The sequence below is a fragment of the Solibacillus merdavium genome (assembly GCF_014836935.1).
Lineage (GTDB): Bacteria > Bacillota > Bacilli > Bacillales_A > Planococcaceae > Solibacillus > Solibacillus ferritrahens.
Genome location: NZ_JACSPW010000001.1, coordinates 340,985 through 363,383 on the forward strand (window position 1 = coordinate 340,985; position 22,399 = coordinate 363,383).

A 22,399-nucleotide genomic window follows, 5' to 3' on the forward strand; every position below is an offset into this window, starting at 1 on the left:
CATGAATATCCATGAGTATCAAGGGAAAGAAATATTAAGGCAGTACGGCGTTGCGGTTCCAAAAGGGAGTGTCGCGTTTTCACCAGACGAAGCAGTAAAGGCTGCGAAAGAACTAGGTTCAAATGTAACAGTTGTAAAAGCACAAATCCATGCAGGTGGGCGCGGTAAAGCAGGGGGCGTAAAAATCGCAAAAAACTTAGATGAAGTTCGCTCTTACGCAAAGGAACTGCTAGGCAAAATTTTAGTGACACACCAAACAGGTCCAGACGGTAAAGAAGTAAAACGTCTTTATATAGAGGAAGGTTCGGACATTAAAAAAGAGTACTATTTAAGTTTAGTATTAGACCGTGCAACTTCTAGAGTAGTAATGATGGGTTCTGAAGAAGGCGGTATGGATATTGAGGAAGTAGCAGAATCAAATCCTGAAAAAATCTTCAAGGAAATCATTGATCCAGTGACAGGCTTAAATGCCTTCCAAGCGCGACGCATGGCGTTCAATATGAATATTCCGGCTAAATTAGTCAACAAAGCAGTAGGGTTGATGCTGGGCATTTATAAAGCATTTATCGATAAGGATGCATCGACAGTGGAAATTAACCCACTTGTAGTTACTGGGGATGATCAAGTAGTGGCGCTTGATGCAAAATTCAATTTTGATGCGAATTCACTCTATCGTCATAAAGATATTGTTGAATTACGTGACTTTGATGAAGAAGATGCAAAGGAAATTGAAGCATCTAAATATGACTTAAGCTATATTTCTTTAGATGGCAACATTGGCTGTATGGTAAATGGTGCAGGTCTTGCAATGGCAACGATGGATACGATTAGCTACTACGGCGGTTCACCCGCAAACTTCCTTGATGTTGGGGGCGGTGCAACAGCTGAAAAAGTAACAGAAGCATTTAAAATTATTTTATCAGACAAAAATGTAAAAGGTATTTTTGTCAACATTTTCGGTGGAATTATGAAGTGCGACATCATTGCAGAAGGTGTTATTACAGCTGCAAAAGAAGTAGGCTTAAAAGTTCCGTTAGTTGTGCGTTTAGAAGGAACGAACGTAGAACTTGGTAAAAAATTATTAAATGAATCCGGTTTAAATATTGTAGCCGCTGACTCTATGGCTGATGGCGCACAAAAAATCGTGGAATTAGTTGAATCTGAAGGCGGGGTTAAGTCATGAGCGTATTCATTAACAAAGACACAAAAGTAATCGTACAAGGGATTACAGGAGAAACAGCCCTTTTCCATACGAAACAAATGTTGGAATACGGAACAAAAATCGTTGCTGGGGTAACACCAGGTAAAGGCGGTCTTGAAATTGAGGGTGTTCCTGTATTCAATACTGTCCAGGAAGCTGTGGATGCTACTGGTGCAAACGTATCGGTAATTTATGTTCCGGCACCATTTGCAGCAGATGCAATTATTGAAGCGGTGGATGCTGGTTTGGATATGACTATTTGTATAACAGAGCATATTCCTGTCCTTGATATGGTAAAAGTTAAGCGTTATATGGAAGGCAAAAAAACGCGCTTAGTTGGACCAAACTGCCCTGGTGTTATTACTGCAGAAGAATGCAAGATTGGTATTATGCCAGGTTATATTCATACAAAAGGTCATGTTGGTGTTGTATCTAGATCTGGAACATTAACATATGAAGCAGTACATCAATTATCTCAAGCAGGTATTGGTCAAACAACAGCAGTAGGAATCGGTGGAGACCCAGTAAATGGTACAAATTTCATCGATTGTCTTAAAGCGTTCAATGAAGACCCTGAAACATATGCAGTAGTAATGATTGGGGAAATAGGCGGTACTGCGGAGGAAGAAGCTGCAGAATGGATTCAGGCTAACATGACGAAACCAGTAGTAGGCTTTATCGGCGGTCAAACAGCTCCTCCAGGTAAACGTATGGGTCACGCAGGTGCCATCATTTCCGGAGGTAAAGGAACAGCTGCTGAGAAAATTAAAGCAATGAATGCAGCGGGAATTGAAGTTGCCCCAACACCTTCCGTTATTGGTGAAACATTAATTAAAGTAATTAAAGAAAAAGGTCTATACGAAGTTTGTAAAACACATTAATATTAAAGATGTAGCGGACGCCTCGCTACATCTTTTTCGTATGTCTACCTCACTATTTTTAAAAGCGGTCATTTTAATTTCTTCTATTATAAAAGGAGTGTTGAAATGATGAATCTATTGAATGAACAACTATTAAAACTACACTATATCCTTCCTCTAACATGGCAAAAATTCCAAAATTTGATGACTATTTTAGATGATTTCGACAAAATATTACATTTTTCACCAAAAAATTTAGCAATACATTTAAATATTAAAGAAGAAAAAGCAATACAGCTTATTCGACATTACAAAGAACTATTGTCAAAATCGATGACGAAATATTATGAACAAGAAAATATTCACGCCATTCCCTATACAAGCCAATTTTATCCGCAACGCTTGAAACAACTATACGATGCACCAGCAGTTCTTTATGCAAAAGGGGATATACAATTATTAAATAAGTCAAAAATAATTGCGATCATTGGTTCCAGAGGTGCAACAAACTATAGTGAGGAAGTATTGAAAATGCTGATTCCTCCACTAATCGATGAACAATTTATCGTAGTCAGCGGTCTTGCTAAAGGAGCAGACCGACTTGCACATGAGGCAACAATTGGTTATGGTGGAAAGACAATTGGTGTATTAGGGCATGGGTTCTTCCATAATTATCCGAAAGAAAATATAGTACTAAGCAAGTATATGGCAAGCCAACATTTATTAGTAACAGAATACCCTCCCTATGTAGGAGTGCAGAAATGGCATTTTCCTGCACGTAACCGGATTATCAGCGGTCTAAGTGAAGCACTTATTGTCACAGAAGCAGCGCTTAAAAGCGGTACATTAATTACTACAGAGCTTGCACTTGAACAAGGAAAAGAAGTGTTTGCGGTGCCTGGGAATATATTCAGTGAGCAGTCGCGCGGGACAAATAAATTAATAAAAGAAGGGGCAATTCCGGTATGGAATGGCTTTCAAATCCTTCAGGAATTACAAATGTTTTCAAAATACCGTTGAAAAAAAGTTGCATTATTAGCCAATCTGTTATACATTTTGCAACAGGAAAGCTTTGAAAAACATTGACAAATTCATTTGATTGAATTTAAGAAAATAACAATACCTCTATAAGGAGGAAAACAGATGGCAGATTATTTAGTAATTGTAGAATCACCTGCAAAGGCAAAAACAATTGAACGATACTTAGGGAAAAAATATAAAGTAAAAGCGTCAATTGGACATGTTCGTGATTTACCACGCAGTCAAATGGGAATTGATACCGAAAATAATTATGAACCAAAATATATTACGATTCGAGGTAAAGGTCCGGTACTCCAGGATCTGAAATCAGCAGCAAAAAAGGTAAAAAAGATTTATCTCGCAGCCGATCCAGATCGTGAAGGGGAAGCAATTGCCTGGCATTTAGCCACTGCATTGAATGTAGATATTCATTCCGATTGCCGTGTCGTATTTAATGAAATCACGAAAGAAGCCATATTAGAAAGCTTCAAACACCCACGTCCGATTAATATGGATCTAGTTGATGCACAGCAAGCGCGTCGTATTCTAGATCGTCTAGTAGGTTATAATATTAGCCCGATTCTATGGAAAAAAGTGAAAAAAGGATTATCGGCAGGCCGTGTGCAATCGGTTTCATTGCGTTTAATTATCGATCGGGAAAATGAAATTAAAAGCTTTATACCAGAAGAATATTGGTCAATTGATGCTAGTTTCGAGAAAAGTAAAAAGCAATTTGATGCTTTCTACTACGGAGACGGTAAAGAAAAAATTAAGCTAACAAATGAAGCACAGGTGAAGGATGTTTTAAAACGTGTAAAAGGCTCTGACTTCGAAGTTATGAATGTTGTAAAGAAAGAACGTAAGCGCAATGCATCACCAGCCTTCACAACATCGTCACTGCAACAAGAAGCCGCGCGTAAATTAAACTTCCGTGCGAAAAAAACAATGATGCTTGCCCAACAACTTTATGAAGGGATAGAGCTAAGCAAAAAAGAAGGGGCAGTCGGATTAATTACGTATATGCGTACAGACTCTACACGAATTTCCGATACTGCCAAGTCGGAAGCAATGTCGTATATCGAAACAAAATACGGCAAAGATTTCATCGCTTTAGAGCAAAAGCAAGTGAAATCAAAGGCGAATGCACAAGATGCCCATGAAGCGATTCGACCAACGAGTGCGATGCGAACGCCAGAAGAATTAAAAACGATTTTAGGCCGTGACCAGCTTCGTCTGTACCGTTTAATTTGGGAACGTTTTATTGCTAGTCAAATGGCGCCAGCTGTCCTAGATACGGTAACAGTGGACCTTCAGAATAACGATGTATTATTCCGCGCAAATGGTTCTCAAGTAAAGTTTGCGGGGTTCATGAAACTTTATATTGAAGGAACAGATGATCAAGCAGAAGAAACGAATAAACTTCTGCCTGAAATGAATATTGGCGATAAAGTAAAGTCACTTGAAATCGAGCCGAAGCAACATTTCACACAACCACCACCGCGCTATTCGGAGGCACGTCTTGTGAAATCGTTAGAAGAGCTGGGTATAGGTCGACCATCAACATATGCGCCGACATTGGATACAATTCAAAAACGTGGTTATGTTCAACTGGATGCAAAACGTTTCGTACCTACGGAGCTTGGAGAAATTGTCCATCAGGCAACACTGGAGTTTTTCCCGGAAATCATTAACATAGAATTTACTGCACAAATGGAACAGAACCTGGATGAAATCGAAGAAGGCATTACACAATGGGTAAATGTAATCGATGAATTCTATAAAGATTTTGAACCACGTGTTAAACACGCAGATGAAGTGATGGAAAAAATCGAGATAAAAGATGAGCCGGCAGGGGAAGACTGTGAAAAGTGCGGCAATCCAATGGTATTTAAACTTGGACGTTACGGGAAATTTATGGCTTGTTCAAACTTCCCTGATTGCCGTAACACAAAAGCGATAGTCAAACCAATCGATGTAAAATGTCCAACATGCGACGATGGTGAAATTGTTGAGCGTAAATCCAAAACGAAGCGTATTTTCTACGGGTGCAATCGCTATCCGGAGTGCGACTTTGTATCATGGGATAAGCCGATTAGTAGACCTTGTCCGAAATGTAGTTCATTATTAGTAGAGAAGAAATTGAAAAAAGGTGTTCAAATTCAATGTACAAACAGTGAATGTGATTATGAAGAAACACCGTCACAATAAAATGAAGAGGTAACAAAAATGACACAACAAATAGTAAATGTAATTGGAGCAGGTTTAGCTGGTTCAGAAGCAGCTTGGCAAATTGCGAAGCGCGGTGTGAACGTACGTTTATATGAAATGCGCCCAGTAAAGCAAACACCTGCACATCACACAGATAAATTCGCTGAGCTTGTATGCTCAAACTCTTTACGTGCAAATGGCTTAACAAACGCTGTTGGTGTAATCAAAGAGGAAATGCGTAAATTGGATTCTGTTATTATAGCAGCAGCGGACAATAGTTCAGTACCTGCCGGTGGTGCCTTGGCTGTAGACCGACATGAGTTTGCGGGACATGTAACAGATAAAGTTAAAAATCATCCGCTAATTGAGGTTATCAATGAAGAAGTAACTGAAATTCCTGAAGGGATTACTGTTATTGCGACAGGACCATTAACTTCCGAAGCGTTAGCGAAGGAGATTCAAGGTCTTACTGGGGAAGAATATTTATACTTCTATGATGCAGCGGCACCTATCATCGAAAAAGATTCAATCAACATGGACAAAGTATACTTGAAATCACGCTATGACAAAGGTGAAGCAGCATATTTGAACTGTCCAATGACGAAAGAAGAGTTCAATGCATTCCGTGAAGCATTAATTACTGCAGAATGTGCACCACTAAAGGAATTCGAAAAAGAAAAGTATTTCGAAGGCTGTATGCCAATTGAAGTGATGGCTGCCCGTGGTGAAAAAACGATGACATTCGGTCCGATGAAGCCAGTAGGTTTAGAAGATCCTAAAACAAATAAACGCCCATATGCCGTTGTTCAATTGCGTCAAGATGATGCTGCAGGAACACTTTATAATTTGGTAGGTTTCCAAACACACCTAAAATGGCCGGAACAAAAGCGTGTATTCTCCATGATTCCGGGTTTAGAGAATTTAGAAATTGTAAGATACGGGGTAATGCACCGTAATACATTTATCAACTCACCAAAGGTATTAACGCAAACTTATCAATTAAAGGCTCGTCCAAATCTATTCTTTGCTGGTCAAATGACAGGTGTGGAAGGCTATGTAGAATCTGCAGGCAGTGGGTTAATTGCAGGAATCAACGCAGCTCGCATGGCGCTAGGTCAAGAGTTGCTGTACTTCCCGCACGAAACAGCTTTAGGTGCGATGGCTCGTTACATTACACATACAGATGCGAAAAACTTCCAACCAATGAACGTAAACTTCGGCATTTTCCCGGAGCTTGGCGAACGTATTAAATCAAAGCCGGAGCGAGCAGAACGCCATGCAAACCGCGCATTAGAATCAATTCAGAATTTTATTAATACTCAAGTAGTTTAATTGCGAAAAGCCCTTAAAGACTGATATACTTTAGGGGCTTTTACATTTATGCTATAAAATTCAGTGAAATATTGGGTAAACTAGAAAAATATTGTGATAATTATTGGAATTGCCGAATAAATACAAGAAAAGTGAATAATTCTAGCATATTTTACTTGAAAAGTTATCATGATAGGTATAGTGTCAATATGTATGTTTTTTTAGGAAATATTAAGTGTCCATACACATCATTTCTCTTTTGGAATAACTGGGGGTATACAGGATGGATGTAACATTGCAAAATCATTTAGAACAATTTATTCGCTACGTACAGTTGGAAAAGAACTTTTCTCTACATACTGTACGAGAATATCAATCTGATTTACATGAGTTCTTTGCATTTTTACATTCTGAAGGTGTACAAAAAATTACAGAAGTTGAATATATCCATGCACGTTTGTATGTAACAAAGCTTTATGATGAACAAAAAGCAAGAACTTCCATCTCAAGGAAAATCTCATCTATCCGTTCTTTTTTCCGGTTTTTAAATCGAGAACTGAATATTGATGATGCTCCGTTTCGTTCACTTTATCATCCGAAAAAGGAAGAGCGATTACCGAGCTTTTTTTATGAGGAAGAATTAAAACAACTATTCGAAAAAAATGAAGGCAATGAGCCTATCCAAATTCGTAATATCGCATTGTTGGAGATTCTATATGCTACCGGCATGCGTGTAAGTGAATGTGTAAGTTTAGAGCTTGCAGACATCGATTTTCATTACAGTATCGTCCGTGTCATGGGAAAAGGCCGTAAAGAGCGAATTATTCCCTTTGGACAGTATGCACATGAGGCACTTACTCGTTATATAGAGCAGGTCCGTCCATCTTTAATGAAAAAAGAAAACCATCAAAAAGTCTTTGTCAATATGCGAGGTGGCGAACTTACTACCCGTGGTGTGCGTTATATATTAAGTGAAATGATCGATAATGCAAGTATGCACACTAAAATTTATCCACATATGCTGCGCCACACATTTGCTACGCATTTATTAAATAATGGAGCGGATATGCGTACAGTTCAGGAATTACTTGGACACGCGAATTTATCTTCAACTCAGATTTATACTCATGTAACGAAAGAAGCTTTAAGAAAGACATATATGAATAGTCATCCGAGAGCATAAAGTTAAGGGGGAATGAAATATGGGTCAAATTCATGCGACAACGATATTCGCCATTCATCATAAAGGTGAATGTGCAATGGCAGGGGATGGTCAAGTTACATTAGGGAATGCAGTTGTAATGAAGCATACGGCACGTAAGGTCAGACGTCTGTTTAATGGGAAAGTTTTAGCGGGATTCGCAGGTTCTGTCGCAGATGCTTTTACATTATTTGAAATGTTTGAGGCGAAGCTCAATGAGTATAATGGGAATCTACAAAGGGCTTCAGTCGAAGTAGCAAAGCAATGGCGTGGAGATAAAATGCTACGACAGCTTGAAGCGATGCTGCTCGTCATGGACGAATCAACATTGCTGCTTGTATCAGGTACAGGTGAAGTTATTGAGCCGGATGATGGGATTTTAGCGATCGGCTCCGGAGGTAATTATGCTTTATCGGCTGGTCGAGCATTGAAGAAACATGCTGGAGATCATTTATCGGCAAAGGAAATCGCAGAAGCTGCATTAACGACTGCTGCGGATATTTGTGTGTTTACAAACCATAATATAATCTTGGAGGTATTATAATGACTTCGATCAATTTAACACCAAGACAAATTACGGAACATTTGAATCGACATATTGTTGGTCAGGAAACAGCCAAGCGCGCTGTGGCGATTGCATTACGCAACCGTTACCGCCGTTCATTGCTAAGTGAAGAATTAAAAACTGAAGTAATACCGAAAAATATATTAATGATTGGACCTACTGGTGTAGGGAAGACAGAAATTGCGCGTAGAATTGCTAAACTAACAAATGCCCCATTTATTAAAGTGGAAGCAACAAAGTTTACGGAAGTTGGATATGTAGGTCGTGATGTTGAATCAATGGTGCGTGACCTAGTAGAAGCGTCTCGGCGCCTTGTGAAAGACGAAATGGTTGAAGCAGTAAAGGAACAGGCTGAGCGCAATGCAAATGAAGTGCTAATAAAATTATTAGTCCCTTCAAAAGTAAAAGAAAAGCTGACGCAAAATCCATTTGAAATGCTCTTTGGACAAAAAGACACAGCACAAGAAGATGCTGCTCAACAAGAAGAGCCTGAGATTCGTACTAGACGTGCGCAAATTGCTCAGGATTTAAAAGACGGAAAATTAGAAGAACAGTGGGTAACGATAGAAGTGACGGAAAGTGCACCATCACTTTTTGATGCGATGCCCGGAATGAATATCGATAATGCGAATGGTATGCAGGATATGCTGTCTAATTTAATGCCGAAAAAAACAAAAAAACGTAAAGTCCAAGTAAAGGATGCACGCCGCATTTTAGTTCAGGAAGAAGCCAATAAACTAATCGATACAGATGCTTTATCCAGTGAAGCAATTAACCGTGCAGAGCAGTCCGGTATTATTTTTATTGACGAAATTGACAAAATTGCGAGTAAAGGTTCTTCATCTGCCGAAGTATCCCGTGAAGGGGTGCAACGTGATATATTACCGATTGTAGAGGGGTCAACTGTAACAACGAAATATGGAACTGTAAAAACCGATTACATGCTTTTTATAGCAGCAGGTGCGTTCCATATATCTAAGCCGAGCGATTTAATCCCAGAATTGCAAGGGCGATTCCCAATTCGTGTAGAACTTGAAAAATTAACGAAGGACGATTTTGTACGTATATTACAGGAGCCTGATCAATCGTTAATTTTACAATATAAAGCATTACTTGAAACGGAAGGCGTTACACTTGAATTTACAAAAGAAGCAATTGAACGTATTGCAGAAATTGCTACTGAAGTAAATCAGGAAACGGATAATATTGGTGCGCGTCGACTTCACACAATTTTAGAACGATTACTTGAAGAACTTTCTTATGAGGCTTCTGAAATTGCACCAGCACATATCGACATTACCCCGAACTATGTCGATCAAAAATTGTCGAATATAGTAAAAAACAAAGATTTATCACAATTTATTCTTTAATTATAAGTTGAATTAGTATCTTTAAATTGTAAAAACCTTTAGAATATTAAGTGAATTAAACAAGTCCTGTAGGAGGAAAATAGAAATGAATTTATTAACAAAAACACGAAAAATCAATTCGATGTTACAAGCATCTGCTGGGAAACCGGTTAACTTTAAAGAAATGGCAAATACTTTAGGTGATATAATCGAAAGTAACGTATTTATCGTAAGCCGTAAAGGGAAGTTACTTGGTATTTCCATTCACCAGCAAATCGAAAATGAGCGTATGAAAAAAATGTTTGAAGTGCGCCAATTCCCAGAAGCATATACACAAAACTTATTCAATATTACTGAAACATCTCCTAACTTGGATGTTAATAATGAACATACAGCATTCCCTGTTGAAAACAAAGACTTGTTTTCAAACGGATTAACTACTATTGTTCCTATTATTGGTGGCGGTGACCGTTTAGGAACGTTAATTTTAGCTCGCATTAGCGATCAGTTTGAAGATGATGATTTAATTCTTGCTGAATATGGCGCAACAGTAGTTGGTATGGAAATCTTACGCGAAAAGTCGGAAGAGATTGAAGAAGAAGCTCGTTCGAAGGCTGTCGTTCAAATGGCAATTAACTCGTTATCTTATTCTGAACTTGAAGCGATTGAGCATATTTTTGAAGAGCTTGATGGCAATGAAGGTTTGCTTGTAGCTTCTAAAATTGCAGACCGTGTAGGAATTACTCGCTCGGTTATCGTTAACGCTTTACGTAAGCTGGAATCCGCAGGTGTTATTGAATCGCGTTCGTTAGGGATGAAGGGAACATATATTAAAGTATTGAACGATAAATTCCTTACAGCTTTGGCAGAAATCAAAATGAAATAAATAATAAACAGACATGATGAGGTTTTTCTACCTTGTTGTGTCTTTTTTTTTGAGGGCGATTTGGGTACTTTTTACTGTTTATGTAAAACAAATGATAGTTATGGATTGGTTGCTACAATAAAATAAATAATATTTATACCTATATAAAAATAAAACCGTATGACAAAGGGTTTGTTACAATTTTATGAATTATTATTATAAAGTCCAACTTTTACAGGGTTTTAGTGTATGATATTTGAGTCTAATTTATATATTAGTTCTATTAAATCATTTATAATGAAAGGTATTATATATTATAAATTAGTATTTTCCTGATTGCAGGATAGAATGATAGGTTCAAAAGGATTATATTACTAGGAAATATATATTTGTTTTTCACTAAAATGCCAATTAATAAAGAAAAAAAATCGCGAAAAATGGTTAATTTAGACTATCTAATAGGGTCTAAAGTCGATAGACACTGCGAAAAAATATAATTACAATTGTATTATTAAGATTTCCTGTACATTATTTAGTAAACAATGAATGAGGTGAGCATTTTGGATTTATTTGGTGGTACTATAAACAGTCTGGAAAAAGGACTTTCGTACGCTACATTAAAGAATAAAGCAATTTCCCAAAATATTGCGAATGTTGATACACCGAACTATAAAACGAAAGAAGTAAGCTTTAAAGATGTTTTTAATGATGTGAAAAAAGATTCAATCTCGGCCAATCGAACAGATGCTAGACATTATGATTTTAAAATGGAAATCGGTGGCAATGGTGTGTACTCAAATAATTTCCGTACTAGGCCAAATGGTAATGCAGTGAATATGGATGCGGAACAAGCTAAATTAGCTGAAAATACCATTTACTACAATGCCCTTATCGATCGAATTGGTAGTAAATTTTCTACGTTAAATAACGTTGTCAAAGGGGGGAGATAGTCATGTCGATTTTTCATAGTATGAATACGACAGCTTCTGCCTTAACAACGCAACGTTTGCGAATGGATGTTATATCGTCAAATATAGCAAATGTAGATACGACCCGGGCAAAGCAAGTGAACGGGGAGTGGGAGCCGTACCGTAGGAAATCTGTTACTTTAAAAGAACAGGAAGGTCAATTTTCCAGCTTCCTGAATAGTGCGATGGGTAAAACGGTGAAAAGCGGTGCTGGGAATGGCGTGAAAGTTTCTTCTATTAAAGATGATACTGAGACACCATTTAAGCTAGTTTATGACCCTACACATCCTGATGCGAATGCAGATGGCTATGTACAAATGTCAAATGTTGATTTATTAAAGGAAATGGTTGATTTGATTTCAGCGAGCAGATCGTATGAGGCGAATATAACTGTTTTTAATGCAAACAAAAACATGTTAACAAAAGCTTTAGAAATTGGGAAAGGATGATTATTAAATGGCAATTAATCCAATATCGTTTATGTCTCCCGCACAATCTGTGAATGAATTAAATGTTCAGAATCAAATAACACCTGCAAATGCACAGCAACAATTTGCTAATACTTTAAAAGAAGCGATTGCTAGTGTAAATGAACATCAAAAAACATCAGATACAATGACACAAAAATTAATCAATGGTGGAGATGTTGATTTATTTGAAGTAATGGTTGCAGCGCAGAAAGCAAGTGTTACTTTAAACACAACAATTGAAGTTCGTAATAAAGCTGTAGAGGCTTATCAAGAAATTATGCGTATGAGTGTGTAATGATTTGAACAACGAATAATAAATTGTTGGGCATTCACTATTAGCGGAGGATTCATAATGAATGAACGACTTACTAAAATTAAAAGCGACTCCACTGGTTTTTGGCAAAGTCGCACAAAAAATCAAAAAGGTGCGATAATTGGAGCACTTTTAGCTGTTATTGTAATTGCAGCTACTATTACATATTTTTCTACCCGCACTACAATGGCACAATTATTCCCGGAAATGTCTCAAGCTGAGGTAGGAAGAATTACGGAAGTGCTTGCTTCGCAAGGTGTAAAATATGAAGTGACAAATGGTGGAACAATAATATTGGTCCCGGAAAATAAAGTGCAGGATCTGCAAGTATCCTTAGCAGCACAGGGGTATCCAGATTCTGGTGAAATTGATACTTCATTCTTTACATCAAATGCCGGGTTTGGGATGACGGACAACGAATTTAATGTTATAAAACAAGCGACAATTGAGACAGATTTAGCTAATTTAGTCCGTAAATTCGAAGGTGTTAAAGATGCAAGTGTCATGATAAGTTTGCCGGAAGAAGGCGTATTCCTTAAAGATGCAAAAGGTGAAGCGCAAGCGGCTATAGTATTAAATACAGCTCCAGGGCATAAGTTTTCGGATGACCAAATTAAAGGATTATTTAATTTAGTTTCAATGAGTATTCCGAACTTACCAAAAGAAAATATAACGATAATGAATCAATATTCTGAATATTATGACCTTGCTTCTGCAGAAAGTGGAGGTAATGGGATAAATACTGTTACTGGGCAGATGGAAGTGAAAAAAACGATTGAACGTGACTTGCAGCGTCAAGTTCAGCAAATGCTTGGAACGTTAATCGGTCCCGAAAAAGTCGTAGTAAATGTTTCGGCCGATATTGATTTTAAAAAAGAAAATCGTGAAGAAAATTTAGTACAGCCTGTAGATGAAGAAAATATGACAGGTATAGAAATAAGTGCCCAACGTATCACTGAAACATATTCAGGTGGGACCATGGCAGACGGTACTACAGAAGCTGGAGGGGTTACGGATAACTTTGTTGATTATGTGGAAGGTTCTACAGGGGATGGCGATTATGAACGTGTAGAAGAAACAATTAACAACGATGTAAACCGTATACGCCGAGAAATCCAGGAAAGTCCATACAAAATCCGTAATTTAGGCATTCAAGTAATGGTAGAGCCACCTAACGCAGTGGATGAATTTGATCAAGGTGTTCGTACAGATATTGAACAAATTTTATCGACAATTGTACGTACTTCAATTGATCAAGAAGCTGCCGGTAATTTAACAGATGAAGAGATTGCTAATCGTATAGTTGTATCTGTTCAGCAATTCCACGGTAACGATTCGACTAATGAACAACCAGAATCAGTTATTCCTTGGTGGATATGGGTAATAGGTGGAATTTTACTGGTTGCAATTATATTGCTAATAGTTTACGTAATTCGTACACGTAGACGCAAACAAGAAGAAGAAGAGCTGGAAATATTAGAACAGCAACAACAATTAATTGAAATAGAAGATATTTCTGAAGAAAAAGAAACTGAAGCGACTGTACGCCGTAAGCAATTAGAAAAAATGGCAAAAGAAAAGCCAGAAGATTTTGCAAAGCTATTGCGTAGTTGGATTGCTGAAGACTAATAGGAGGTTCAGCTGTGTCCAAGAAAGATAAAGACTTGTCAGGAAAGCAAAAGGCTGCTTTACTGCTGATTTCTCTAGGACCGGAAGTCTCGGCTTCTGTATATAAGCATTTAAGCGAAGAGGAAATTGAACGCCTCACACTGGAAATTTCCGGTGTAAAAAAAGTAGAATCGAATGTTAAAGAAGAGATTATAGAAGAATTTCATCAAATAGCACTTGCGCAAGATTATATTACGCAAGGTGGTATTGGTTATGCAAAGACAGTTCTTGAAAAAGCATTGGGTGCTGAACAAGCGCAGGCTATTTTAAATCGTCTAACTTCCTCGTTGCAAGTAAGACCATTTGATTTTGCTAGAAAAGCAGATCCGTCACAAATTTTTAACTTTATTCAAAATGAACACCCTCAAACAATTGCGCTTATTCTTTCTTATTTGGAACCAGGGCAAGCAGGGGTAATTCTTTCTTCATTGCCTCAGGAAGTTCAGGCGGATATTGCTAAGCGAATTGCCATTATGGAATCTACTTCACCAGAAGTAATTAGTGAAATTGAATCTGTACTGGAACGTAAATTATCATCGACAGTTACGCAGGATTACACGGAAACAGGTGGCGTCGATGCAGTGGTGGAAGTATTAAATGGTGTAGACCGTCAAACAGAAAAGACAATTCTCGATGCGCTTGAAATTCAAGATCCAGAACTTGCAGAGGAAATTAAGAAACGCATGTTTGTGTTCGAGGATATTGTTACGCTGGACAACCGTTCAATTCAACGTGTTATCCGCGACTGTGAAAACGAAGACTTACTATTATCAATGAAAGTTTCTTCAGACGAAGTTAAGGAAATTATTTTCCGCAATATGTCGCAACGTATGGCTGAGACATTCCGTGAAGAAATGGAAATTATGGGGCCAGTACGTCTGCGTGATGTAGAAGAAGCTCAATCCCGCATCGTTGCAGTAATACGCCGCTTAGAAGATGCAGGGGAAATTATAATTGCACGTGGTGGAGGAGATGACGTAATTGTCTAGAATCATCCGTTCAACAAATGCACAAAAAGCAGAAGAAGCGTCTACTGTAGAAATTAAACTTCAAAACTTCTTCGAGCCAATTCATTATGCGAAAACGGAAGAAGAACAAATGGACGATACACCTCAATTAACTATTGAAGACATTCAACATGAGCGTCAAAAAATGTTAAAAGAGACATCAAATGAAATAGAGAATCAAAAACTTCAGTTTGAGCAATATCGTAATGAACAGCTCGCTACAATTGAAGCGCTAAAGCAATCGTGGGAAGAAGAAAAAAAATCACTTCAACTGGAAGCGTATGATGCAGGATTTGCACAAGGGTACGAGGATGGTGTCCAAAAGGCAAATGCAAATATGCAACAGCAATTGCAAATAGCCAATAATACAATGACTGATGCACAGAAAAATGCTGCCGCCTATATTGAATCGCAAGAAGCGGTATTACTGGAACTAGCTATGACGGCTGCGGAGCGTATTATTAATGCACAGCTTGACCGTAATGATCAGCATTTTGTTTCAATTATTGAACGTGGATTAAAAGAGGCGCGTGAAATGAAAGAAATAAAATTGTATGTAGCGCCTGAATACCATGCGCTCATTACAGAGAATCATAATGAATTGGCTGAAATGTTTCCTGTTAATGTACCCTTTATGATTTTTGTGAATGAAGATTTAGAGTCTACTGAAAGTTATATAGAAACGAATCATGGACGAATTGTCGTATCGATAGATGACCAATTGCAAGAACTTCGCCGACAATTATATGAACTAATCGAAAGTAAGGACTGATATAGATGAAAGCGGCTCAATTAGTTGAACAGATTCCTAATTTAAATACATTTAAAAAATATGGAAGAGTTACTCGGGTTGTAGGCTTAATGATTGAGTCGCAAGGTCCGGAAAGTTCTATTGGTGACGTATGTAAAATCCATGTTCAAACGTCCAAAAATGGTACACAAGTTTTGTTAGCTGAAGTAGTGGGCTTTAAAGATGAAATCGTCATTTTAATGCCGTATTCGTCTTTGAAGGAAATATCAATCGGCTGTCTCGTAGAAGGAACTGGAACACCGTTAGAGGTGAAAGTAGGTCCGGAACTAATCGGGAAAGTATTGGATGCGATGGGGAATCCGTTTGATGGGCAATCGTTGCCGAGAGGTTTAACAACAGTCCAAACAGAAAAGGAGCCCCCAAATCCATTAAGTCGTCCCCCAATAAATGAACAATTGGAAGTTGGGGTAAAGGCTATAGACGGGATGCTTACTGTAGGAAGCGGTCAACGTGTCGGTATATTTGCCGGCTCAGGCGTTGGTAAAAGTACATTGCTAGGTATGATTGCACGTAATACAGAGGCGGATATTAATGTAATCGCTCTTGTTGGTGAGCGTGGACGGGAAGTTCGTGAATTTATTGAACGTGATTTAGGTCCTGAAGGATTACAGCGTTCTGTCGTAGTGGCAGCCACAAGTGATCAGCCAGCACTTATGCGAATAAAAGCAGCGTTTACAGCTACAGCGATTGCAGAATATTTCCGTGATCGTGGGAAAAACGTAATGTTAATGATGGATTCCGTAACCCGTGTAGCGATGGCCCAACGTGAAATTGGACTTGCTATCGGGGAACCCCCTGCGACTAGAGGGTATACACCTTCTGTATTCGCCATTTTACCAACGTTATTGGAGCGTTCCGGAACGAATGTTAACGGGACAATTACCGCATTTTATACTGTGTTGGTAGACGGTGATGATATGAATGAGCCGATTGCTGATGCAGTGCGCGGAATATTAGATGGACATATCGTATTGGATCGGAATCTTGCGAATAAAGGGCAATATCCTGCGATAAATGTGTTAAAGAGCGTAAGCCGATTAATGAATCATATCGCTGATCCGGAACATGTTAGTGCAGCAAGCCGATTGCGGGAGTTGTATTACACGTATTCGAAATCGGAGGACTTAATAAATATTGGTGCTTATAAACGTGGTACATCTAAAGAAATCGATGAAGCCATTTTGCATGAACCGCTTATTACCGAGTTTCTAAAGCAAGGATATAAAGATAAAGTTTCAATCGATCAAACTGTAAATGAAATTATCGCGTTATCGAATGGTGGTGCACGTTAAGTATGAATTACAATTATCGTTTTGAAAAAATTCTTATTGTAAAAGATCAGGAAAAAACAGAATCTGAACTCGCATTTAAAGAATCAGTCCATGTGTTTGAGGAAATTGCGACAAAGTTATATGAACTATTGAAGAAAAAAGAAGATTTAATTGACTATCAGCAGGAACGCTTAAAAGTAGGCTCTTCCATAGATGAAATTAATCATTATTCCAAATTCATCGATAGTATGGAAAAAACAATTGAAGATGCCCAGCAAAAAGTAACACAGGCACGGGCGAAAATGAATTGGCATGAGCAAAAATTATTAGAAAAAAACTTGGAAGTACGTAAATATGAAAAAATGCGTGAAAACGATTTTGAAAGATTCAAAGAAGATCAGTTACGCATTGAAGCAATGCAACTAGATGAGCTTTCGACGATTGCGTTTTTCAAGAAAGAAATTAGGTGATTCCGTGGCAAAAAGAGATAAAAATAAAATGGAACAACACATGAAAGATAATGAAGTAGAAAATCAAGCCGGTTTTTTCAAAAAGTTTTTCTATTTATTTTTAATTCCATTTATGTTCCTCATTGCAATTTTATTAATTATTACATCTGTGACGGAATATAACGTGTTTAAAATGGCGGATGGTGTCGTTGAGAAAATTCCATTTATCAGCTCGGATGAAGGCGACGGCGTAATTGAAAACAGTTTATTAAATGAAGAAAAAGTTGTAGAACTACAAGCGGAAATTCAGGAAAAAGAGGCTCAAATTTCCCAACTGCAATCACAAATAGATTCTTCTGCACTTGAAAAGGAAGAGCTGTTAGTTGAGCAGGAACGTCTACTGTTTGAAATTGAAAAACTAAAGCGCAATCAGGAAGAGACGCAAAAGGAATTTAAAGAAATCTTATCAACTTTTGAAAAAATGTCGGCTAAATCAGCAGCACCGATACTGGTTCAAATGAGCGATACGGAAAGCTTACGTATAATGTCGAGCATGAAACCCGATACATTATCAGCAATTTTTACAAAAATGACTCCTGCAGATGCGGCTCGTTATACCGAACTATTATCTCAACAATAAGTGACTTTGAAGGGAGGTGGAACAAATGAATATAGGAATGTTACAAACAAAAATGCCAAAGCAGATATCGAACTCAAATACAGTACAATCTTCTGTACCCGATGCAAAGGCTTTTGGAAGTGTGTTTCAATCCATCGTCTCATCAACAAAGCAAACTGTTCAACAAATAGAATCAACTGAAGATTCTTTAGCTAACAGTGTGATAGGCATTTTAGAAAATGATTCATTGCCAAGTTTGTTACAGCAGTTAGGTATTGAGATGGACGAGTCGGAGTTATTTGCTTTCATTGGCGAGGAAGGTACACCAATTGCAGTTGATGAAATGTTGTCACTTGAAAACATAGCAGAACTTGTAGGCATGACTGAGGAGCAACTTACTCGAATTATTGATCAGTTATTAGGTAATACGAATCATGAAAGTAAAGATATTTGGTCAATTATCGAGCAAGCACCACAAATTTTGAGTGAAATATTAGCGACAATTCAAGGGTTACAACAAAATGATTCCTTAAATGTTCAACCGAAAGAATTACAACAAGTCGTTCAATTTTTAAAGTTGACACAGCTTTTAGGAAATAAAGTTGACACAGTGTATCAGCAGGAAGTTCAATTAGCACAATTAAAAGAAGCGTTATTAGCATTAGCAAATGAAGCTCGAAAAACAGTTGATCTAGAGCAAAATACGACGAAAACAACTAATTTCCAACAAATAGTACAACAAGTAACACAGCAATCGGCTCAGCAAAACAGTCAAAATCAGTCACAACAAAATCAACCAGCTCAACAGACTACTGTGAAAATTGAATCTGATACACAACCGGCTATTCAATTACAGCAACAAGCAACTCAAATAAAAAACGTAACAATTACATTACCAGCTGAAAAACCAGCGCAATCAGAGGCACTATTAAAAGAAATTCAAAACCTAATCAATCGTAGTCAACTTTCTGGTCAACAAGGCAATATGAAATTATTTTTAAAGCTATTCCCAGAAAACTTAGGTCAAATCCGTATTGAATTAGTGCAAAAAGATGGTGTACTTACTGCTCGATTATTAGCAACGACTGCAATTGGTAAAGAACTATTAGAAAATAATATGAACCAATTAAAAGCTGGTTTTGTAGCGCAAAATATCCAAATGGATAGAATAGATGTCGCGCAATCATTACAGGATGCGGATCGTAATACTCGTGACCAAAGCTTCTTGAATAACTTCTTTGGTAAACAAAAGGAAGAAGATGAAGTAGAGGAAAAAGAAGATAATCAAGAAGAAGAAGTTATCTCGTTTAAAGATTTATTAAGTGAGGAGGTATAGTAAATGACAAACCCAATTTCAAACGATTATTATTTACCTGCAAATAATCCCAATTTCAAAGTAACAGATAAGCAAGATAATGGAGCACTTGGAAAAGATGCGTTTTTAAAAATATTAATTACTCAGCTTCAAAATCAGGACCCAACAAGCCCGATGGACGATAAAGAATTCATTGCACAAATGGCTCAATTCTCATCTTTAGAGCAAATGCAAAATATGACAAAGGCGATGGAGAATTTACTCGCATCTCAAGAGCAAACACAGTTGATGAATTATTCTACTTTCGTAGGCAAAGAAGTAAAATGGCATGAGCTTACAGATAAACTAGATGCAGATAAAAAACCAATTTATAACGAAGGTACAGGCGTTATTAAAGAGTTGAAATTTGTAGACGGTGACGCAGTATTCGTCCTAGCAGACGGAAAAGAAATAAAGCCTGGTAATATTTCATCTATTTTAGGTAGTGACAGTTCAGCACAACCGAGTATCCCAGCTGGAAACCCATTAGCAGAAGCTAGTCAGCTTATTGGACAAAAGATTCAATATACGAGTGGAGACCAGTTAATTGAAGCCATTATTGAAGCTATTAAAACGAATAACGTGAATATCGAGTATATTTTAAATGATGGATCACGTTTAACGAAAGAACAATTTACTATCATCACACCAAATACTGAAACAGCACCAGAGTAAGAGGGGAATATGATGAATAGAGTAAATATACAACATATACCGTATTATCCACCTACTCAGCCAGCCGTGAAACAAAAAACTGAACAAGTTTCAAAGCAATCATTTATTGACCATTTGAAACAAGTAACAGTCGAAGAACTTAAAATGAGTAAGCACGCATCGGAACGTCTGAAAGAACGTAATATTTCAATTTCAGCGAAAGAATGGCAGCAAATTACTGAAAAGGTTTCCGAGGCAAAAGATAAAGGTGTGAAACAGCCATTGGTTCTTCTTGAACAGGCGGCTTTAATAGTAAGTGCCAAAAATGCAACGGTCATTACAGCTTTAGACCGTACCGAAGCAAAACAGCAAATATTCACAAATATCGATGGAACAATTCTCTTATAGGCTGGACCTTCAGAAGTAAGGAAGCCTACAGTTGTTGACTGATTGAGACAACTGAACAAAAATATAAAAGTGGAAATTGAAGGGAGAACGACATAATATGTTACGTTCAATGTATTCAGGTATCTCAGGGTTAAAAAACTTCCAAACGAAATTAGACGTGATTGGGAATAATATCGCAAATGTTAATACTTACGGATTTAAAAAGGAGCGCACAATTTTTAAAGATTTAATTTCACAAACACAAGCAGGTGCATCTGCTCCTACTCCAACTCGTGGGGGAGTAAACGCAACTCAAGTAGGTTTAGGTTCTCAATTAGCAGCAATTGATACTATTCATAATCCAGGATCAATGCAAACAACAGGACGTATTCTTGACTTAGCAATTTCAGGTGATGGTTTCTTCATGGTAGCCGACTCGTTGGGTGAACCAGATCCTATTACTGGTGATATTGCAGACCCAGGTTATGAAAACATTCTTTATACGCGAGCTGGTAATTTCTATATGGATAGAAATGGTTATTTAGTAAATGGAGAAGGTAAATATTTAGTAGGTCATGCTAATGATGCTTTATCGATTGACGATACAACTACAATTGATGGTAGTGAAGCGGATAATGATAAAGCAAATAATGGTTTACTTTTACCAGGAAACTTAATTGATGGGAGTGGTGGTGCGCCGCAAATTGATTTAGCAGCATTTAGTAACCCTATTCGTATTCCTACTACAGCACAATCAATGACAATTGGTCAAGATGGAACAGTTAACTATGTTGACTATAAAGGAGACCTCCAATATGCTGGACAACTTATATTAGCGAAGTTTCCAAATGCATCAGGGTTACAGAAAAATGGAGGTAACTATTTCCAAGAAACTGCAAACTCGGGAGTTGCATATGGTCAAACAGCTACTGTTGAAGGTATTGGCTCTGTTCAATCAGGATTCATGGAAATGTCCAACGTAGACCTTTCTGAAGAATTCACTGAAATGATCGTGGCACAACGTGGATTCCAGGCGAACTCACGAATTATCACAACTTCAGATGAGATTTTACAAGAGTTAGTTAACTTAAAACGATAATCTAAAATATATATTATATATTCATTGTAAAGGAGGGTCGGGCCGGCTCTCAAGTGCAGGTCCGGCCCTATTTCAATGATCGAAATCACTCGCTTAAATGGCAAAGCATTTACTTTAAATGCATTATACATAGAAACAGTCGAAGCTTTCCCAGATACTCAAATTACGCTGACGACTGGGCGTAAATTCATTGTTTTAGAAACTGAAGAACAGGTGCGGCAAAAGGTAAAGGTCTTTTATCAGAATATACAAGTTTTATCAAACCCGCATCTAAGAGGTGAAAAAGATGAAGAACAATAAATTATTAACAATTATGCTAATTATATTAGTGACGATAACACTTATAGGTGTTATTGTAGTGGTGTTATTAACACAGCTAGACAAAGAATCGCCAAGTGGTCCAACGATTGATGATATCGTTGAGTCTTCTGTCGATATACCTGAAATCACAACAAATTTAGCTGATGGAAGCTTTGTTCGAATTTCATTAAAAATTCAAGCATCAGATAAAAAAGCAGGTGAAGAACTGTTAAAGCGTGACTTCCAAGTGAAAAATATTGTCATTCAGGAACTTTCAGAAACGGAAGAAGAGGCTTTAGAGGGGAAACAAGGTAAAACGGCATTCCAAAATGCAATAAAATCTCAAGTAAATGAGTTAATGCAAATTGGAGAAATTACACAAGTATATATTACTTCATATGTACTTCAATAAATTAGTTTACATTATTTTATATCTTGAAATGGAGGTG

24 protein-coding genes are annotated in these 22,399 nt (G+C 37.5%); all 24 read left to right on the forward strand.

Annotated elements, in window-relative coordinates:
• Window position 1 precedes the first annotated feature (1 nt).
• The 24 genes from sucC to fliL all read left to right on the forward strand — a co-directional run bounded on the left by sucC (window position 2) and on the right by fliL (window position 22,362).
• A complete protein-coding gene (gene sucC, locus H9632_RS01565; RefSeq protein WP_191702366.1) occupies window positions 2-1,183 on the forward strand; it encodes an ADP-forming succinate--CoA ligase subunit beta in 1,182 nt (393 codons plus the stop codon).
• Complete coding sequence (gene sucD / locus H9632_RS01570; protein WP_191702367.1) at window positions 1,180-2,082, forward strand: succinate--CoA ligase subunit alpha; 903 nt, start codon at window positions 1,180-1,182, stop codon at window positions 2,080-2,082. The genes sucC and sucD overlap by 4 nt, the downstream gene beginning before the upstream one ends.
• 105 nt (window positions 2,083-2,187) lie before the next feature.
• On the forward strand, window positions 2,188-3,081 hold the full coding sequence (dprA, locus tag H9632_RS01575; RefSeq protein ID WP_191702368.1) for a DNA-processing protein DprA: 894 nt from the start codon (window positions 2,188-2,190) through the stop codon (window positions 3,079-3,081).
• A gap of 123 nt (window positions 3,082-3,204) precedes the next feature.
• Window positions 3,205-5,289, forward strand: a complete 2,085-nt coding sequence (gene topA / locus H9632_RS01580) for a type I DNA topoisomerase (RefSeq protein WP_191702369.1) — start codon at window positions 3,205-3,207, stop codon at window positions 5,287-5,289.
• Window positions 5,290-5,307: 18 nt separating this feature from the next.
• The gene (trmFO, locus tag H9632_RS01585) at window positions 5,308-6,621 is read left to right on the forward strand and encodes an FADH(2)-oxidizing methylenetetrahydrofolate--tRNA-(uracil(54)-C(5))-methyltransferase TrmFO (protein ID WP_191702370.1); all 1,314 of its coding nucleotides are present in this window, start codon (window positions 5,308-5,310) and stop codon (window positions 6,619-6,621) included.
• Between the two features lie 262 nt (window positions 6,622-6,883).
• Entirely contained in the window at window positions 6,884-7,783 is a 900-nt protein-coding gene (xerC, locus tag H9632_RS01590) for a tyrosine recombinase XerC (RefSeq protein WP_191702371.1), read from the forward strand.
• A gap of 19 nt (window positions 7,784-7,802) precedes the next feature.
• Window positions 7,803-8,345 carry an ATP-dependent protease subunit HslV gene (hslV, locus tag H9632_RS01595; RefSeq protein ID WP_191702372.1) on the forward strand — a complete coding sequence of 181 codons (543 nt, stop codon included), beginning with the start codon at window positions 7,803-7,805 and terminating at the stop codon, window positions 8,343-8,345.
• Entirely contained in the window at window positions 8,345-9,736 is a 1,392-nt protein-coding gene (gene hslU, locus H9632_RS01600; RefSeq protein ID WP_191702373.1) for an ATP-dependent protease ATPase subunit HslU, read from the forward strand. The genes hslV and hslU overlap by 1 nt, the downstream gene beginning before the upstream one ends.
• Window positions 9,737-9,821: 85 nt before the next feature.
• Window positions 9,822-10,601, forward strand: a complete 780-nt coding sequence (codY, locus tag H9632_RS01605; RefSeq protein WP_191698416.1) for a GTP-sensing pleiotropic transcriptional regulator CodY — start codon at window positions 9,822-9,824, stop codon at window positions 10,599-10,601.
• 539 nt (window positions 10,602-11,140) lie between these two features.
• Window positions 11,141-11,530: a flagellar basal body rod protein FlgB gene (gene flgB, locus H9632_RS01610; protein ID WP_191702374.1), complete on the forward strand. Its 390-nt coding sequence runs from the start codon at window positions 11,141-11,143 to the stop codon at window positions 11,528-11,530.
• Window positions 11,531-11,532: 2 nt separating this feature from the next.
• On the forward strand, window positions 11,533-11,997 hold the full coding sequence (flgC, locus tag H9632_RS01615) for a flagellar basal body rod protein FlgC (RefSeq protein ID WP_191702375.1): 465 nt from the start codon (window positions 11,533-11,535) through the stop codon (window positions 11,995-11,997).
• A 7-nt stretch (window positions 11,998-12,004) separates the two neighbouring features.
• Entirely contained in the window at window positions 12,005-12,313 is a 309-nt protein-coding gene (gene fliE, locus H9632_RS01620; RefSeq protein WP_191702376.1) for a flagellar hook-basal body complex protein FliE, read from the forward strand.
• Window positions 12,314-12,370: 57 nt separating this feature from the next.
• Window positions 12,371-13,960: a flagellar basal-body MS-ring/collar protein FliF gene (gene fliF / locus H9632_RS01625; protein ID WP_191702377.1), complete on the forward strand. Its 1,590-nt coding sequence runs from the start codon at window positions 12,371-12,373 to the stop codon at window positions 13,958-13,960.
• A 14-nt stretch (window positions 13,961-13,974) separates the two neighbouring features.
• Complete coding sequence (fliG, locus tag H9632_RS01630; RefSeq protein ID WP_191702378.1) at window positions 13,975-14,988, forward strand: flagellar motor switch protein FliG; 1,014 nt, start codon at window positions 13,975-13,977, stop codon at window positions 14,986-14,988.
• A complete protein-coding gene (locus tag H9632_RS01635) occupies window positions 14,981-15,778 on the forward strand; it encodes a FliH/SctL family protein (RefSeq protein WP_191702379.1) in 798 nt (265 codons plus the stop codon). Before fliG ends, H9632_RS01635 begins: the two co-directional genes overlap by 8 nt.
• A gap of 5 nt (window positions 15,779-15,783) precedes the next feature.
• Window positions 15,784-17,109 (forward strand): flagellar protein export ATPase FliI, encoded by a 1,326-nt coding sequence (gene fliI, locus H9632_RS01640; protein WP_191702380.1) that lies wholly within the window; start codon window positions 15,784-15,786, stop codon window positions 17,107-17,109.
• A 2-nt stretch (window positions 17,110-17,111) separates the two neighbouring features.
• The gene (fliJ, locus tag H9632_RS01645) at window positions 17,112-17,558 is read left to right on the forward strand and encodes a flagellar export protein FliJ (protein WP_191702381.1); all 447 of its coding nucleotides are present in this window, start codon (window positions 17,112-17,114) and stop codon (window positions 17,556-17,558) included.
• Between the two features lie 28 nt (window positions 17,559-17,586).
• Window positions 17,587-18,177, forward strand: coding sequence for a MotE family protein (locus tag H9632_RS01650; RefSeq protein WP_225223615.1), 591 nt, complete (start codon window positions 17,587-17,589; stop codon window positions 18,175-18,177).
• Window positions 18,178-18,202: 25 nt separating this feature from the next.
• Entirely contained in the window at window positions 18,203-19,492 is a 1,290-nt protein-coding gene (locus H9632_RS01655; RefSeq protein ID WP_191702383.1) for a flagellar hook-length control protein FliK, read from the forward strand.
• A 3-nt stretch (window positions 19,493-19,495) separates the two neighbouring features.
• Window positions 19,496-20,185, forward strand: coding sequence for a flagellar hook assembly protein FlgD (gene flgD, locus H9632_RS01660; RefSeq protein ID WP_191702384.1), 690 nt, complete (start codon window positions 19,496-19,498; stop codon window positions 20,183-20,185).
• A gap of 12 nt (window positions 20,186-20,197) precedes the next feature.
• On the forward strand, window positions 20,198-20,572 hold the full coding sequence (locus H9632_RS01665) for a TIGR02530 family flagellar biosynthesis protein (RefSeq protein ID WP_191702630.1): 375 nt from the start codon (window positions 20,198-20,200) through the stop codon (window positions 20,570-20,572).
• A gap of 97 nt (window positions 20,573-20,669) precedes the next feature.
• A complete protein-coding gene (locus tag H9632_RS01670) occupies window positions 20,670-21,650 on the forward strand; it encodes a flagellar hook-basal body complex protein (protein ID WP_191702385.1) in 981 nt (326 codons plus the stop codon).
• Window positions 21,651-21,725: 75 nt separating this feature from the next.
• On the forward strand, window positions 21,726-21,950 hold the full coding sequence (locus H9632_RS01675) for a flagellar FlbD family protein (RefSeq protein WP_191702386.1): 225 nt from the start codon (window positions 21,726-21,728) through the stop codon (window positions 21,948-21,950).
• Window positions 21,937-22,362, forward strand: a complete 426-nt coding sequence (gene fliL, locus H9632_RS01680; RefSeq protein ID WP_191702387.1) for a flagellar basal body-associated protein FliL — start codon at window positions 21,937-21,939, stop codon at window positions 22,360-22,362. Before H9632_RS01675 ends, fliL begins: the two co-directional genes overlap by 14 nt.
• Window positions 22,363-22,399: the final 37 nt, after the last annotated feature.

What these genes read in the sequence shown, in the direction of transcription:
- fliL (WP_191702387.1), top strand. Translation starts at nt 21,937, where the DNA reads ATGAAGAACAATAAATTATTAACAATTATGCTAATTATATTAGTGACG.
- trmFO (WP_191702370.1), top strand. Translation starts at nt 5,308, where the DNA reads ATGACACAACAAATAGTAAATGTAATTGGAGCAGGTTTAGCTGGTTCA.
- H9632_RS01670 (WP_191702385.1), top strand. Translation starts at nt 20,670, where the DNA reads ATGTTACGTTCAATGTATTCAGGTATCTCAGGGTTAAAAAACTTCCAA.
- hslV (WP_191702372.1), top strand. Translation starts at nt 7,803, where the DNA reads ATGGGTCAAATTCATGCGACAACGATATTCGCCATTCATCATAAAGGT.
- H9632_RS01650 (WP_225223615.1), top strand. Translation starts at nt 17,587, where the DNA reads ATGGAACAACACATGAAAGATAATGAAGTAGAAAATCAAGCCGGTTTT.
- fliJ (WP_191702381.1), top strand. Translation starts at nt 17,112, where the DNA reads ATGAATTACAATTATCGTTTTGAAAAAATTCTTATTGTAAAAGATCAG.
- H9632_RS01665 (WP_191702630.1), top strand. Translation starts at nt 20,198, where the DNA reads ATGAATAGAGTAAATATACAACATATACCGTATTATCCACCTACTCAG.
- xerC (WP_191702371.1), top strand. Translation starts at nt 6,884, where the DNA reads ATGGATGTAACATTGCAAAATCATTTAGAACAATTTATTCGCTACGTA.
- flgD (WP_191702384.1), top strand. Translation starts at nt 19,496, where the DNA reads ATGACAAACCCAATTTCAAACGATTATTATTTACCTGCAAATAATCCC.
- H9632_RS01675 (WP_191702386.1), top strand. Translation starts at nt 21,726, where the DNA reads ATGATCGAAATCACTCGCTTAAATGGCAAAGCATTTACTTTAAATGCA.
- fliE (WP_191702376.1), top strand. Translation starts at nt 12,005, where the DNA reads ATGGCAATTAATCCAATATCGTTTATGTCTCCCGCACAATCTGTGAAT.
- sucC (WP_191702366.1), top strand. Translation starts at nt 2, where the DNA reads ATGAATATCCATGAGTATCAAGGGAAAGAAATATTAAGGCAGTACGGC.
- fliF (WP_191702377.1), top strand. Translation starts at nt 12,371, where the DNA reads ATGAATGAACGACTTACTAAAATTAAAAGCGACTCCACTGGTTTTTGG.
- dprA (WP_191702368.1), top strand. Translation starts at nt 2,188, where the DNA reads ATGATGAATCTATTGAATGAACAACTATTAAAACTACACTATATCCTT.
- codY (WP_191698416.1), top strand. Translation starts at nt 9,822, where the DNA reads ATGAATTTATTAACAAAAACACGAAAAATCAATTCGATGTTACAAGCA.
- fliI (WP_191702380.1), top strand. Translation starts at nt 15,784, where the DNA reads ATGAAAGCGGCTCAATTAGTTGAACAGATTCCTAATTTAAATACATTT.
- topA (WP_191702369.1), top strand. Translation starts at nt 3,205, where the DNA reads ATGGCAGATTATTTAGTAATTGTAGAATCACCTGCAAAGGCAAAAACA.
- flgC (WP_191702375.1), top strand. Translation starts at nt 11,533, where the DNA reads ATGTCGATTTTTCATAGTATGAATACGACAGCTTCTGCCTTAACAACG.
- sucD (WP_191702367.1), top strand. Translation starts at nt 1,180, where the DNA reads ATGAGCGTATTCATTAACAAAGACACAAAAGTAATCGTACAAGGGATT.
- H9632_RS01655 (WP_191702383.1), top strand. Translation starts at nt 18,203, where the DNA reads ATGAATATAGGAATGTTACAAACAAAAATGCCAAAGCAGATATCGAAC.
- hslU (WP_191702373.1), top strand. Translation starts at nt 8,345, where the DNA reads ATGACTTCGATCAATTTAACACCAAGACAAATTACGGAACATTTGAAT.